The organism is Oscillatoria salina IIICB1, assembly GCF_020144665.1.
GTDB lineage: Bacteria > Cyanobacteriota > Cyanobacteriia > Cyanobacteriales > SIO1D9 > IIICB1.
The window spans coordinates 32,026-45,644 of the sequence record NZ_JAAHBQ010000053.1 but is presented as its reverse complement, the minus strand read 5'-3'; the positions used below and the strand labels follow the sequence as shown (position 1 = coordinate 45,644).

Annotated in this window: 13 protein-coding genes and 1 other RNA gene; 6 read left to right on the top strand and 8 right to left on the bottom strand. The window is 42.9% G+C overall.

Annotated features, from left to right (window positions below; all coding sequences use genetic code 11):
* Window positions 1-4: 4 nt before the first annotated feature.
* From rnpB to corA, 3 genes are all read right to left on the bottom strand, one after another.
* An RNA gene (rnpB, locus tag G3T18_RS16550) (RNase P RNA component class A) lies at window positions 5-468 on the bottom strand.
* Between the two features lie 78 nt (window positions 469-546).
* On the bottom strand, window positions 547-1,209 hold the full coding sequence (locus tag G3T18_RS16545; RefSeq protein WP_224411680.1) for a hypothetical protein: 663 nt from the start codon (window positions 1,207-1,209) through the stop codon (window positions 547-549).
* Window positions 1,210-1,368: 159 nt separating this feature from the next.
* A complete protein-coding gene (gene corA, locus G3T18_RS16540) occupies window positions 1,369-2,511 on the bottom strand; it encodes a magnesium/cobalt transporter CorA (RefSeq protein ID WP_224411679.1) in 1,143 nt (380 codons plus the stop codon).
* A 165-nt stretch (window positions 2,512-2,676) separates the two neighbouring features.
* Between corA and G3T18_RS16535 the strand changes: the two genes are divergently transcribed.
* Window positions 2,677-3,279 (top strand): class II aldolase/adducin family protein, encoded by a 603-nt coding sequence (locus G3T18_RS16535; RefSeq protein WP_224411678.1) that lies wholly within the window; start codon window positions 2,677-2,679, stop codon window positions 3,277-3,279.
* Window positions 3,280-3,563: 284 nt separating this feature from the next.
* Here G3T18_RS16535 and groL read toward each other — a convergent pair whose 3' ends face one another.
* Both groL and fabG read right to left on the bottom strand, forming a co-directional pair.
* A complete protein-coding gene (gene groL / locus G3T18_RS16530; RefSeq protein ID WP_224411677.1) occupies window positions 3,564-5,246 on the bottom strand; it encodes a chaperonin GroEL in 1,683 nt (560 codons plus the stop codon).
* Between the two features lie 240 nt (window positions 5,247-5,486).
* Window positions 5,487-6,251: a 3-oxoacyl-[acyl-carrier-protein] reductase gene (gene fabG, locus G3T18_RS16525; protein WP_224411676.1), complete on the bottom strand. Its 765-nt coding sequence runs from the start codon at window positions 6,249-6,251 to the stop codon at window positions 5,487-5,489.
* A gap of 131 nt (window positions 6,252-6,382) precedes the next feature.
* On the opposite strand from fabG, the gene trxA reads away from it, so the two are divergent.
* Window positions 6,383-6,700: a thioredoxin gene (gene trxA, locus G3T18_RS16520; RefSeq protein WP_224411675.1), complete on the top strand. Its 318-nt coding sequence runs from the start codon at window positions 6,383-6,385 to the stop codon at window positions 6,698-6,700.
* 121 nt (window positions 6,701-6,821) lie between these two features.
* Here the strand turns inward: trxA and psb29 are convergent, their stop codons facing one another.
* Window positions 6,822-7,514 (bottom strand): photosystem II biogenesis protein Psp29, encoded by a 693-nt coding sequence (gene psb29 / locus G3T18_RS16515; protein ID WP_224411674.1) that lies wholly within the window; start codon window positions 7,512-7,514, stop codon window positions 6,822-6,824.
* A gap of 165 nt (window positions 7,515-7,679) precedes the next feature.
* Here psb29 and G3T18_RS16510 point away from each other — a divergent pair, with 165 nt between their 5' ends.
* Window positions 7,680-8,294 carry a chromophore lyase CpcT/CpeT gene (locus tag G3T18_RS16510; RefSeq protein WP_224411673.1) on the top strand — a complete coding sequence of 205 codons (615 nt, stop codon included), beginning with the start codon at window positions 7,680-7,682 and terminating at the stop codon, window positions 8,292-8,294.
* 62 nt (window positions 8,295-8,356) lie between these two features.
* Here the strand turns inward: G3T18_RS16510 and G3T18_RS16505 are convergent, their stop codons facing one another.
* Together G3T18_RS16505 and hemF are read right to left on the bottom strand one after the other, a co-directional pair.
* Window positions 8,357-8,725, bottom strand: a complete 369-nt coding sequence (locus G3T18_RS16505; RefSeq protein WP_224411682.1) for an STAS domain-containing protein — start codon at window positions 8,723-8,725, stop codon at window positions 8,357-8,359.
* A 158-nt stretch (window positions 8,726-8,883) separates the two neighbouring features.
* Window positions 8,884-9,915, bottom strand: a complete 1,032-nt coding sequence (gene hemF / locus G3T18_RS16500; RefSeq protein WP_224411672.1) for an oxygen-dependent coproporphyrinogen oxidase — start codon at window positions 9,913-9,915, stop codon at window positions 8,884-8,886.
* Between the two features lie 331 nt (window positions 9,916-10,246).
* On the opposite strand from hemF, the gene G3T18_RS16495 reads away from it, so the two are divergent.
* The 3 genes from G3T18_RS16495 to rodA all read left to right on the top strand — a co-directional run bounded on the left by G3T18_RS16495 (window position 10,247) and on the right by rodA (window position 13,571).
* Window positions 10,247-10,762 carry an SRPBCC family protein gene (locus G3T18_RS16495; protein ID WP_224411671.1) on the top strand — a complete coding sequence of 172 codons (516 nt, stop codon included), beginning with the start codon at window positions 10,247-10,249 and terminating at the stop codon, window positions 10,760-10,762.
* Window positions 10,763-10,984: 222 nt separating this feature from the next.
* Window positions 10,985-12,046, top strand: a complete 1,062-nt coding sequence (locus tag G3T18_RS16490) for an Mrp/NBP35 family ATP-binding protein (protein ID WP_224411670.1) — start codon at window positions 10,985-10,987, stop codon at window positions 12,044-12,046.
* A 232-nt stretch (window positions 12,047-12,278) separates the two neighbouring features.
* Window positions 12,279-13,571: a rod shape-determining protein RodA gene (gene rodA / locus G3T18_RS16485; RefSeq protein WP_224411681.1), complete on the top strand. Its 1,293-nt coding sequence runs from the start codon at window positions 12,279-12,281 to the stop codon at window positions 13,569-13,571.
* Window positions 13,572-13,619 lie beyond the last annotated feature (48 nt).

The window sequence follows — 13,619 nt, the reverse complement described above, 5'->3', positions numbered from 1 at the left end:
TATAGGAGAGAGTCGGACATAAGCCGGGTTCTGTTCCCACAAGAATTACTCTCGTGAGGGCGGTTATCTGTCTGGGACGACTGTTACCAGCCGCCTCTAGCGGTACTCCTTGCAGCCTCAGCAGCCTCAGCAGCCTCAGCAGCCTCAGCAGCCTCAGCAGCCTCAGCGAACCTAGACTGCGACGGAACTGGAAAAAGACCAACCATAGTTCCTTCGACCTTGCTTCCGACTGGGGTTTACCGAGCCACGACCTCTCGATCGTGCTGGTGCGCTCTTACCGCACCTTTGCACCCTTACCTTTTTCAGCGATCGGTATTGACTGACTACCAAAAAAGGCGGTATTTTTCTGTGGCACTATCCTCACGGTTGCCCGCACTGGGAATTACCCAGCAAGTCTGGTCTTTCGGAAGCCCGGACTTTCCTCAAACTTACTCAACTGGCAAGCCTGCAACCACCTTCGCCTACTCTCTCCATTTTTCAGTTTAATTGTTAATGAGTTGTTTGTCTTTAACAGATAGTTAGAGATTTCCGCCACTGGTATTAAACTTATTTCTTCTTTTTCTTCTTATCTTTCGATTTCCAAGCCAAAGATTTATACCAGGGTGGACTTTTAATCGTAAACTGACAAATTATCGTATACAAGCGCCGTTGTCCGAGACGATCGAGAGGTTCGGCTTGTTGAATAATTAATCGGAGCGAGAATTTTACTGGTTTTTCTGCTGTTGCAGCTTGCATTTTCTTCGGGTCAAACAAAGGAGAAACAATAGCTAAAGCTTCGCCCGGAATACCTTTAAGTGTTTCTTCGCTAGTTACTTTCTCTTCTAAGATTTGACCAGGTGCAACCACTCTTGTCACCTGCGGTTGAGACAAATCCATCGTCATTCCTGGAATCAAGCGAATTAGTCGCTGCGATCGCCCTTCTTGGTCGGCGATCGTACTTTGCTCCCAATCGACTATAAATGTATGTTGCCCGGATTTATTAGTAATCTTGATGGGTATTAGTTTAAAATTTGGAGGCTTAATTCGATCTTCTAGTTTAAATGAGATGCTTAATAAATCTTTTAAATTTTTTTCTTCTAGTTCAGCATCTAAAGCTTCCCGATCTAATTTGACGCTAATATATTCATTAACATCCTTCACCATTTTGTAAATTACATAAGCAACACAAAGCAAGTAAACAGTTAAAACAAATAAGTTACGTTGGTTCATTGGTAATTAGAGACTGGAAGGGACTGCTGACTGGAGAAAAGGGAGTTTTCACCTTATCAGTTTTCAGCAGAAATTCGAGACAAGAAGCAATTAGCGAATAAACTGTTCACTGGTAACTGTTCACTGATAACTGTTCACTGATAACTGATTTCCTTATCTCTAATCCTCCTTCACCGGATAAAAGTTTTCAAACCAACCTCGCCGCCAGAAGAAAAAGATTAAACTAGACGCGATCGCCGCTACTATTAGCCAAAAACCCCAATAACCCCATTTCCAGCCTAATTCTGGTATATGTTCAAAATTCATTCCATAGACACCAGCCATAAAGGAAAGTGGGATAAAAATTGTCGAAATTACAGTTAAAAGTTTCATAACTTCGTTCATTTTATTACTGATTGAAGACATATAAACATCCATTAAACCAGAAGCCAATTCTCGATAAGTCTCGACAATATCTAGTATTTGGATTGCACGATCGTAGGAATCGCGAAAATAAATTTGGACATCGCTGCTAATCAAATCGCTACTACCACGAACTAAAGTATTAATCGCATTCCGTAGGGGCCAAATTGCGCGTCGGAGGGCGAGTAATTCCCGGCGAACTTGATAGATTTTTTCTAAAGTTCGACGAGTAGGATTAAGTACAACTTCATCTTCCAAATCTTCAATTCGTTCGCCATAATCTTCTAAAACAGGGAAAAAATTATCAACGATCGCGTCTAAAAGCACGTAAACTAAATAATCAGAACCACATTGACGTACTCTACCTTTATTGAGACGAATGCGATCGCGTACTGGATCGAAACAATCTCGTAAAGGTTCTTCCTGAAATGTTAACAAGTAACATTTTCCCACAATAAAACTAACTTGTTCGCTAATAAACCCTTCTTCATTTGGCTTCGGCATCACCATTTGAGCGATAATCAGCAATCGATCGTTATAATCATCGACTTTGGGACGCTGAGGAACGTTAACTACATCTTCCAACAGTAGCGGATGTAAATTAAATATTCTCCCAATTTCTTTTAACATCGCTTCGCTACCCAAACCTTGTACGTCCATCCAAGAAACTGAATCTGTCTCCAGATAAGGAGTACACTCTGATGGTTCAATCTTAACTTTCCGCTTCGCTTGACTTTCGTTATAGTCGATGAGAACAATTTCTGTTGGTAAAGCATCGGGATCGATACTTAGAGCACCAGGTTCGCTTCCGGGTCGATCGTAAAAGTAGTCAAAGTAATCTTCTTCTTCTTGTTCTGATTCGATAACAATTTCCGACTGTCGAGGTGGTAATTGTGCCATGCTAATCTTAAGGTGGGTCTGTGCTGGCGCGGGATTCGCCACTCTGATAATAAGCTTTTTGAGTCAAAATGACAGGGGCTGGGCGATCTTTTCCTAATTCGTACTTGCACTTGACCGAAATTAGTCGATAATCTTTTCTCAAGTAACCAACTGAGGAAATTAACAATGATTGATGAAGGTTATGTTAAATATAACTGTAATTGGATTCCCTCATCTCCTCTTCCTGATGAGGAAATTCAAGAACTAAATTTATGGCGTTCAAAATTATATCAATTAGGTTTAATTGGTATTTATGACAATGGAATTGGCTTTGGGAATATTAGCATTCGCGCCAAAAAACCGGGACAATTTCTTGTTTCTGGGACTCAAACCGGGAAAATTGCCCAATTAACTAACGAACACTATACGACAGTAATTGATTTTGATTTAGAAAAAAATTCTTTAACCTGCGAAGGCGCGATCGCGGCTTCTTCGGAGTCTTTAACTCATGCAGTTATTTACCAAGCAAATTCACAAATTAAGGCAATAATTCACGTCCATAATCTGCAAATGTGGCAGAATTTAATGTTCAAAATTCCTACAAGTTCTCCCGATTGCCCCTATGGTACTCCAGAAATGGCAAAAGAAATCTTACGCTTGTTCGCAGAAGCAGATTTAATGACTAAGAAAATTCTTGTTATGGGCGGACATGAGGAAGGAATAATTAGTTTTGGCGAAAATTTAGACACCGCCGGAAATTTGCTTTTGAAATATTATAATTCTCAGTAAATAATCAAAATTTGCTAGTTTTTCTAGTTTCAATTCTAATAAATTAATCATAATTATCTCAAAATTAATCTTGAGGATAATTCTCCAAATTGGGAATTTTTATTAAGGAAAAGTGGATTATTTGAACTCCTCCATACTGTAATTTTTTTAATAAATATTTGAATATTCTTAGCAAAAAAACTAAAAAAGTCAAGTAAATTTAGCAATTATTAATATTAACTAAAAATGGTAGAGACGTTGCACGCAACGTCTCTACCAGGCAATTTAAGGATTCAGAGGGCAGTTTACATCATACCCATACCGCCCATACCGCCCATACCGCCCATACCGCCCATACCGCCCATGCCGCCCATAGCGTCCATACCGCCACCGGGAGCAGGTGCAGGGGGTTCGGGTTTCTCAACGACTAAAGCTTCGGTAGTTAAGACCATACCAGCAATAGAGCCTGCATTTTGCAGTGCCGATCGCACCACTTTTGCTGGATCGATAATTCCCGCCGCAATCATATCTTCAAATTCACCTGTCAGAGCGTTATAACCAACGTTAAATTCGGTATCCCGCACTTTCTCGACGATCACGGAACCTTCGACACCAGCATTATCTGCTAGTTGACGTAAAGGTGCTTCTAAAGCTTTGGTAACAATGTCAGCAGCAACTTTTTCTTCGTTATTCTCCATCTTGTCTTTAAAGTCACTGACTTTCTTCGCCAAGTGGATTAAAGTTGTACCACCGCCGGGAACGATACCTTCTTCTACTGCGGCTTTGGTGGCGTTCAGAGCGTCTTCAATGCGTAGTTTACGCTCTTTTAGCTCAGTTTCAGTAGCAGCACCAACTTTGATTACCGCTACACCACCAGCAAGTTTGGCGATTCTTTCTTGCAGTTTTTCTTTGTCGTACTCGGAATCGGTTTCTGCTAGCTGTTTGCGGATTTGAGCGATCCGTTTTTGTACGTCGGCTTTGTGGTCGTCGCCAGCAACAATGGTGGTATTGTCTTTTTCAATGGTGACTTTGCGGGCTTTACCGAGCATATCCATTGTGGCAGTTTCTAGGCTCAGACCGATTTCTTCAGAAATTACTCTACCACCAGTGAGGACAGCGATATCTTGTAACATTTGCTTGCGGCGATCGCCAAATCCTGGGGCTTTAACCGCAGCTACACTTAATACACCTCTAGCTTTATTGACGACTAGAGTTGCTAAAGCTTCGCCTTCTACATCTTCGGCGATAATCAACAAAGGTTGTCCCGCACGAGCAACTTTTTCTAAGACGGGAACTAAATCCGCGATCGCGCTAATTTTCTTATCAGTAATTAAAATCGCCGGATTCTCGAAATCTACAAGCTGTCGTTCTTGGTCGGTGATAAAGTAAGGCGAGGTATAACCGCGATCGATCTGCATCCCTTCGACAACTTCTAATTCTGTCGCGAGAGATTTCGATTCTTCGACGGTAATTACACCATCTTTGGTCACTTTATCCATCGCTTCCGCGATCATTTGACCAACTTCTTCATCGTTACCAGCCGAAACAGTCGCTACTTGCGCGATCGCATCTCCTTCGACTGGTTTCGCTACTGCTTCGATTTCTTTTACTAATTCAGCGACTGTTTTCTCAATACCGCGCCGTAATGCCACTGGGTTAGCACCTGCGGCAACGTTTTTCAAGCCTTCTTTAATTAAAGCTTGAGCAATTACTGTCGCGGTAGTTGTACCGTCACCCGCAATGTCTTTAGTTTTCGAGGCGACTTCTTGGATTAATTTCGCACCCGTATTTTCTAAGGGATCTTCGAGATCGATCTCTTTAGCAACGGTAATCCCGTCGTTAACGATTTGCGGTGCGCCAAATTTCTTCTCTAAGAGTACGTTACGACCTTTTGGTCCCAAGGTAATTTTGACCGCATCAGCCAGGGAGTTAACTCCTCGCTCTAGCGATTTTCTAGATTCTTCTTTAAACGAAACGATTTTTGCCATATATTTTTCTAGTTCCGTCCTGTCTCCATTAGCAAATTTAGCACTCTTAGGTTCAGAGTGCTAACTCGATCGAGGGGCGGATAACCCTACCCGAAGGGATTGGTGATTGGGGACTGGGTTCAGTTATCAGTTAACAGTTACCAGTTACCAGGGAACAGTTAACCGTTTATCCTCCTTGTCTTCCTTGTCGCCCCTAATCCCCAATCCCCAGTCCCCAGTCCTCAGTTCCCAATCCCTAATCTAAGCCATTACCATACCGCCATCGACGTTAAAGACTTGTCCGGTAATATAAGCCGCAGCCGGATCGGCGGCAAGAAAGCGCACCATTCCGGCTACTTCTTCGGGTTTTCCGTACCGATTGAGGGGAATATATTTCAGGATTTCTTCGGATTTGAGGTCGCTAGTCATGTCGGTTGCGATGAAACCTGGAGCGATCGCGTTAACCGTAATTCCTCTGGGAGCTAGTTCTTTGGCTACTGTTTTGGTAAAGCCGATTACTCCTGCTTTGGCGGCGCTATAATTGGCTTGACCGGGATTGCCCATTTGTCCGGCTACGGAAGCGATATTAATAATTCTGCCGCTTTTTTGCTTTAACATCAGTTTACTGACGGCTCTGGTACAAAGAAATACGCCTGTCAGGTTAAGGTCGATTACGGCTTGCCAATCGGCTGGTTTCATTCGCAATAATAAGGTATCGCGGGTAATCCCAGCATTGTTAACTAAAATGTCAATTTTAGTTAATTTCTCTAAAGTTTGCTTGACCAGATTATCTACTTGTGATTCATCGCTAACATCAGCTTGGAGTGCGATCGCTTCGCCACCCGCAGAGGTAATTTCCGCCACTAAGTCTTCTGCGGCTTGACTAGAACGAGCGTAGTTAACAATTACTTTTGCTCCTTCACTGGCTAAAGCTAAAGCAACTGCACGACCGATACCGCGTGAAGCGCCAGTTACGATTGCTACCTTATTTTGTAAATTTTGTAAAGACTCAGGCAATATTTCCATAAAAAAAATTATTTTTTAATGATTTCCCCGATCCAGAGTCTAACGATTGTAGACTAAAATCAAGCTGAATCAATAAACTAATTAAAACAATTAAATCAAAATTATTAGCGATCGCTACTTTAGCAATTCCTATGGCAATTAAGAAACAATTCTCCAGCTTTAACGAACTCCTCAGCAGTGCAGAAACACCAGTCTTAGTAGATTTTTACGCTACTTGGTGCGGACCTTGTCAGATGATGGCACAAGTGTTAGAGCAAGTAAAAGACCAATTAGCAGGTCGAGTGCAAATTGTCAAAATTGATACAGACAAATACCCACATTTAGCATCTCAGTACATGATTCAAGGGCTACCCACACTAATTTTGTTTAAAAACGGAGAGCCAATGGAGCGCATCGAAGGAGCAATGCAAGCACCACAGCTAGTGCAACATTTAAATTCTTTACTTTAATTTTGAGTTGATCTAAAGAAATAGCGGGAGCATCTGGCTCCCGAAGATAGTTAATGTAGCTTTCTCTAGCTCAAGAGCAGGCAAAAAGCCCACCTAGTAAAGAAAAACCCGATCCACAAGACTAATTACTTTCAGCCTGCTTTTTTTCTTGAGCGCGTTGTTCGCGTTTTTTGCGAGCATCGCGGAGAGCATCTTCGATCGCACTAAGACCTTGAGTCATTTTCTCAAGATTACCGCGATATAGTTCCAGGTCTTTAAGCAACTTTTCTTGAGGTAAATTGAGAGCATCACCGACTTCTTGCAAAAGGCGATCGGGTTGTTTTTCCTCTTTCAGCAACTCAGGATCTGCCTCTTGCAACAGAGTATACAAACCAATAGCGAACAAACGACTATATTTGTATTTCGGGTCAGCACTAATTTCTTGGACAGTCTCCATGAGATCCCCTGCACCTTCAACAGGAGTCGGAGAAACCAACCAAGAAACCAATTCTTTACCAGACCTCGACTTAGCAAAAGCCAACAAGCGTTCTGCATCCTGTCGATATTGTTGCGGATCGTCACCCACAGAACGACATAGAGCCTGAAAAATTGACTCTTTATCCTCTTCAGGGCGATAACCCTGCATAAACTTCTCAAAAGAAGTGACTACACCCAAAGCGTAAATTGGATCGTAGTGAAAGTCACTATTGACCGAAAGCAAGTGTATCTCCACAATCAACTCATCGACTACGCGTCGATAAATTGAATTAATGGGACGAGTGTGATGATTATAGAAATCTCGTTTAGTATCAGAGACTGTGCGAACTTTATCCACAAAGCAGAATATTAGGAAACTTTTAATCCCATTGTCGCGCTATCTGGTAAGTTTGCCAAGTTGACTACGCGCGTTTGACGCAAAATATACATCCCGCTTCCAACATACCCATTGCAAGATTTCGACAACTAAGATAAATATTTGTCCAGCGTTATTTGCGAGCGAATGAATTTATCACCAGAGCTAATTACATTAGGGAAGTACCTAGCGGGAAAATTCGATAACCAAGAACAAGCGAGATCGTCTCCCACTTGGTACGTCCACCTCCATCTTTGGCATCGTCCCGTACCCTTATTTACCGAAGACAGCATCACTCTTTATGCAGAACAAGCAAATATTATCAACCTCAATAAACCCTATCGTCCTCGATTGTTAAGACTGCGCCAAAACAACGAACAAGCCAACTCACTAAAAGTTGATTACTATAAATTCCACGACATCGAATTTATCAAAGGCGCGGGACGTAACCCAGAAAAGCTTCAGCAACTGCAACCAGAACAAATCGAATTTTTGCCTAACTGCACCTTGAAAGTCAAAACCAAGCACTTGTCAAGGTCTCGCTATCAATTTACCGCCACAAGTGCCACAGGCAAACCCTGTAGCTTCACCTACCAAAGCAACACCTATCATATTTCACTCGGCTTTGAAGTCACCCCAGAAGAATTACGAATTTTTGACAAAGGAATCGACCCCAAAACAGGCAAAGCCACTTGGGGAGCAATAATCGGACCATTTCGCTTTCAGAAACAGCAAGATTTTACTAACGAGTTACAAATTTGAAACTTGAGCATCAACTTCAGAAAGCTACCGCCAAATCAAGACTGATTTGGCGAGTAGAGAAGTCAAGTTTGCAGAGTGCGGGGAACGCCTTCAAGAGCTTCCTCTTCCGTCTCAAAAATTTCAAACACCGAGTCCATCATGGTCACTTCAAACACCAGCTTAGCTTCTGGATGAACATTACAAATGCGGAAACTGCCCTTAACTTTATCAGCATCGCGCATTCCCGCTACCAGCGAAGTCAAACCAGAGCTATCAATAAAGTTAACTTGAGAGAGATTAACCACCACATGAGGACTAAGTTTAGAGATACACTCTTGTAATTTCAGACGAAACTGCCAAGCAGTAGTAATATCTAAACGTCCACTGGGAGCTAATACAATTACTGTCGTGCCATCCTCGGTTGTATGTGTTCTTTGATCGATATGAATCACCATTAGCCTCCATTCCAGCAACAACAGCTAATACCTATCCGTATTGTTGTCAAAATTGATTGAGTTAGGTAGCCGGAAAAACCTGAATAGGGTAGAGAGCGATCGCCCTGCCGCTTTTATTGCTGTTTATCGACAGTATTCTAACTCAGAAACCTCTCTTAGCAAGGCTGCCAATTTGCCCAATCTTGAGGTTTAAGAAATGTTGTGTACAACTCTGCTTCCGGTGTATTGGGTTCCGGTTCGTAGCAGTATTGCCAACGTACCAAGGGCGGCAAAGACATTAAAATCGACTCAGTACGTCCGTTAGTTTGCAGCCCAAAAATCGTACCTCGGTCGTAGACAAGATTAAATTCCACATAGCGTCCCCGGCGATAAAGCTGGAAATCGCGTTCGCGATCGCCATATTCAAGCTGACGACGACGTTTAATAATTGGCACGTAAGCCGGTAAAAACGCTTGACCGCAATCGACAACAAAATTAAACAAATCTTCCCAACTACGTTGAGAAACTTTACCTATCTTTTGAGTGTAAATTGCTGCTTCCCCTTCTAAACTAGGACCGCGATACAGTTCGCCCGTACCATCTTGATAATCAAAAAACAATCCTCCAATCCCGCGTGGTTCCTGACGATGCTTAAGATAAAAATATTCGTCACACCAACGTTTAAACACCGGATAATAAGCTTCGTGGTGGCGATCGCAAGCAGCTTTTAAGCTTAAATGAAAATGAGTAGCATCTTCTGCAAATGGATAATAGGGAGTTAAATCTGCCCCACCACCAAACCACCACACAGGTCCTGCTTCAAAGTAGCGGTAATTGAGATGAACCGTTGGAATGTAGGGATTACGAGGATGTAACACCATCGACGTACCAGTCGCATAAAACTCGTGTCCTTCAGCTTCCGGGCGTTGTCGCAGAATGGAAGGAGGTAAATTTTTGCCCCAAACTTCCGAAAAATTTACTCCTCCTTGTTCAAAAATCTCACCTTCACGGATGACGCGAGAACGACCCCCACCACCTTCAGGGCGTTCCCAACTATCTTCGTGAAATTTGCCTACACCATCCACTTCTTCGAGAGTCTGACAAATTTCGTCTTGTAGCTGTTTCATAAACTCGCTGACTCTGCTTTTCGAGTCAGCAGGAGGTAACAAAGCAGCAGAGGTGGTTATTTCTTGAGAATCAACTGTCATAAACTAAAATCGATATAATTCAACAAGCTTCCTGTTTCCAGTTTGGCAATACTTCAAGGTAGCTTTAGCCACTCTAGATCGAGTCAGGCAGAAAGTAATCATTGAGCAGTATCGCCGATCGAGACCCTAAAACTCAATGCTTGATTCATGTAGCTTAAAAGAAACCTGACAGTATGAAAATCCAGGCTACCATAAGCTGTTGAGCCTTGCTGCTACCATCAACTTTCTGAGGTAACAGTTATTTATTAAGTATCCTTGAGCAGGAAACTAAGCGCATTCCCATTTTCATACAATAAGAGACTTGCCTGAGCATTACTGCGGGAGGCGTGTAGTGATTCTTAATTTTTCTTTCAAGTTAATTGCTGGTCGTGGGAAAATTTGCTGCAAGTTTTCCCTATATAAAAGTTATCGCGCTGTGAGTAGTGTCCCGGTAGATATTCTGTGGGAAAAATTGATTAATATTACTGATTTTTCTTGGCATCCTTTGATTTCTAGTAGCAATGCTCCTCATGGCTTGATTCCCAAACCCGGCTTAATCTACCAAGTGGTGACGCGTTTAATTCCTATTCGACTGCGGATTTTTGTGGAGCGAGTACGCCCGCGAGAGTTACTCAGCGTGCGGGTGTTGACAATTCCTGGTGTCGAAAAAAGAGTGACTTATCAAGTAGAATCTACACTTTGTGGTAGTTACATATCTTATTCGGTCTCGCTACGAGGTTGGCTATCTCCTCTGGTTTGGTTGGTGATTAAACCTTATGCTGCTCGTGTGGCTTCTGAATTGGCTCGTGCAGCCGAACAAATTCCCCTTGGTTTGCTTCCTCCGCGGGGACTGGAGACAAGCGAGTAGGTTTTAATCTTTCGCTTTTGAAATTAGCTTAGAGTTTGGGTTTTTGGGGGTTTCCACCCTTGAGTTTGTCGTCTTTAGATAATTTTTGTCGTGCTAATTTACCTATCTGGGAAAATAACTACCAATCAAAGTGCAACAAACCGTTAAGATCCATGAATAAGAAGAAATTTTTCTTCACGTTCGCGCTGGTTAGGCAACTAGGAAAACCAAGTTTATTTGATTATGCTCGATACTAATTCAGTTTTAGAGGTTCTGCGTCCCGTGGAAGATCCCGAACTCCATAAGAGTTTGGTGGAGTTAAACATGATCCGTAATGTGGAAATTACTGGTGGGAAGGTAAGTTTTACTTTGGTTTTGACTACACCTGCTTGTCCCTTGCGGGAGTTTATTGTCGAAGATTGCCAAAAAGCGGTCAAGCAGCTACCAGGAGTAGAAGAGGTAGAAGTAGAAGTAACAGCAGAAACACCGCAACAAAAATCTTTACCCGATCGCCAGACGATCGCTGGAATTAAAAATATTGTCGCTATTTCCAGTGGGAAGGGTGGTGTAGGAAAAAGTACGATCGCAGTGAATGTGGCGGTGGCTTTGGCTCAAGCGGGTGCTAAGGTGGGTTTGCTCGATGCTGATATTTATGGTCCCAATGTCCCGACCATGTTAGGACTGGAAAAAGCTAAGGCGATCGTCCAGCAAGGAGCCGAGGGCGAAATTCTCGAACCAGCTTTTAATCATGGTGTGAAAATGGTTTCGATGGGTTTTCTGATTAACCCAGATCAGCCGGTGATTTGGCGAGGTCCGATGCTCAATGGAATTATTCGTCAATTTCTTTATCAAGTCCAATGGGGCGAGTTAGATTATTTAATTGTGGATTTGCCACCAGGAACCGGAGATGCCCAACTAACTTTAGCACAGGCAGTACCAATGGCTGGTGCAGCGATCGTAACTACTCCGCAAAATGTTTCTTTGTTAGATGCTCGTCGCGGTTTGAGAATGTTTCAACAGTTAGGTGTAAATGTGTTGGGGATTGTGGAAAATATGAGTTACTTTATCCCGCCAGATTTGCCCGAGCGAAAATATGATTTGTTTGGTTCTGGAGGTGGAGAAAAAACTTCCCAGGAACTCAATGTACCCTTATTAGGTTGCGTACCCCTAGAAATTTCTTTACGTGAAGGTGGCGATCGCGGCATTCCCATCGTCACTGGTTCTCCTGAGTCGGCTTCAGCTCAAGCACTCACGAAAATTGCTCGGGCGATCGCCGCGAAGGTATCTGTAGTTGCTCTTGCTTAAAAAAACCTCTCAGCAAAATAAATCACTAATTCCTAAATAAATCACTGACTTTTTTCAGGTTTTGCTATACTCATCAAGAAAATTATTGTGAGCGATGTCCTTTCTTTGCTAACAAGGCGTAGACTAGCCAAATGAGGCAACTCTGATGAGTAAGCTTCGTCTTTGTGCAACTTGCGGTATCCGTTCTCAGCAGTATTGCCACAGTATGCTTTTCTCAACTACAAAAAGAAAAATGTTGTCTAAGTCCGTATTAACTCGTAATCGCTGGACATCCTTGTTAGCTTCTTGGAAGCAGGTTGATTGGTTTCTGTTTAGTTTGGTTCTCGGTTTGACCAGCTTTGGTGGACTGATGATTTACACTACAGAAATTGGTCAGCACGATACTACCTGGTTGCAGCACTCGGTTTTTGGCATAGTTGGAGTGGCGATCGCCTTATTTCTCTCTCGCTGGCGGTACGAGTACCTGTTGCAGTGGCATTGGCTCATTTACGCATTCACTAATTTATCTTTAGTGGCGGTAATGGCGATCGGGGCTACCGCTAAAGGGGCGCAGCGTTGGATTACGGTTGGCGGTTTTAATGTCCAACCGTCAGAGTTTGCTAAGTTAGGTTTGATTATTACTTTGGCTGCTTTGCTCCACGCTCGTCCGGCTTCGACAGTAAGTGCGGTTTTTCGTGCTTTGGCTGTCACCATGCTACCTTGGGCATTAGTATTTTTACAGCCAGACTTAGGTACTTCACTAGTGTTTGGGGCAATTACCTTGGGAATGCTTTATTGGGGAAATGCAAATCCGGGTTGGCTGATTTTGTTGATTTCTCCTTTGCTCTCAGCAATTTTGTTTAATGTCTTTTTTCCGGCATGGTTGGGTTGTCTGGCGATCGTGATTTTGCTTGCTTGGTTTACTCTACCTTGGCGCTTTTTCGGTACGGTAATCGCGATCGTGATTAATTTTATCAGTGGCGGTTTGGGTGGCTTTCTGTGGGGATTTTTGAAAGATTATCAAAAAGACCGCTTGTTGCTGTTTCTGGAGCCGGAAAAAGACCCTCTCGGAGGCGGATACCATTTAATTCAATCGCGGATCGCGATCGGCGCAGGAGAGCTTTGCGGGCGAGGTGTCAATAGTTTGGGAAAAATGTGTGGGGGAGGAGTCGATGAAGCTACTCAAACGAAGTTGAATTTTATTCCCGAACAACATACGGACTTTATTTTTAGTGCGATTGGCGAACAGTTGGGGTTTATTGGCGCGATCGCACTCTTAATCGCTTTTTGGTTAATTTGTTTGCGTTTGGTGCTAATTGCTCGTTCGGCAAAAGAAGATTTTGGTTCTTTGTTGGTGATTGGTGTTTTGTCAATGATTGCTTTTCAGGTAATCGTTAACATTAGTATGACTGTAGGCTTGGCTCCGATTACTGGTATTCCTCTCCCGTGGATGAGTTACGGACGCTCGGCTCTACTGACGAATTTTCTGGCGATCGGAATTGTCGAGTCGGTGGCTAATTACCGACAAAGTAGAATGAGATATTAGCCTTAAGAGTCGCAAACAACAGTAAACTAAACAAAGATTGAGTTTGAG

What these genes read in the sequence shown, in the direction of transcription:
- G3T18_RS16545 (WP_224411680.1), bottom strand. Translation starts at nt 1,209, where the DNA reads ATGAACCAACGTAACTTATTTGTTTTAACTGTTTACTTGCTTTGTGTT.
- G3T18_RS16535 (WP_224411678.1), top strand. Translation starts at nt 2,677, where the DNA reads ATGATTGATGAAGGTTATGTTAAATATAACTGTAATTGGATTCCCTCA.
- trxA (WP_224411675.1), top strand. Translation starts at nt 6,383, where the DNA reads ATGGCAATTAAGAAACAATTCTCCAGCTTTAACGAACTCCTCAGCAGT.
- fabG (WP_224411676.1), bottom strand. Translation starts at nt 6,251, where the DNA reads ATGGAAATATTGCCTGAGTCTTTACAAAATTTACAAAATAAGGTAGCA.
- groL (WP_224411677.1), bottom strand. Translation starts at nt 5,246, where the DNA reads ATGGCAAAAATCGTTTCGTTTAAAGAAGAATCTAGAAAATCGCTAGAG.
- G3T18_RS16510 (WP_224411673.1), top strand. Translation starts at nt 7,680, where the DNA reads ATGAATTTATCACCAGAGCTAATTACATTAGGGAAGTACCTAGCGGGA.
- corA (WP_224411679.1), bottom strand. Translation starts at nt 2,511, where the DNA reads ATGGCACAATTACCACCTCGACAGTCGGAAATTGTTATCGAATCAGAA.
- rodA (WP_224411681.1), top strand. Translation starts at nt 12,279, where the DNA reads ATGTTGTCTAAGTCCGTATTAACTCGTAATCGCTGGACATCCTTGTTA.
- G3T18_RS16490 (WP_224411670.1), top strand. Translation starts at nt 10,985, where the DNA reads ATGCTCGATACTAATTCAGTTTTAGAGGTTCTGCGTCCCGTGGAAGAT.
- hemF (WP_224411672.1), bottom strand. Translation starts at nt 9,915, where the DNA reads ATGACAGTTGATTCTCAAGAAATAACCACCTCTGCTGCTTTGTTACCT.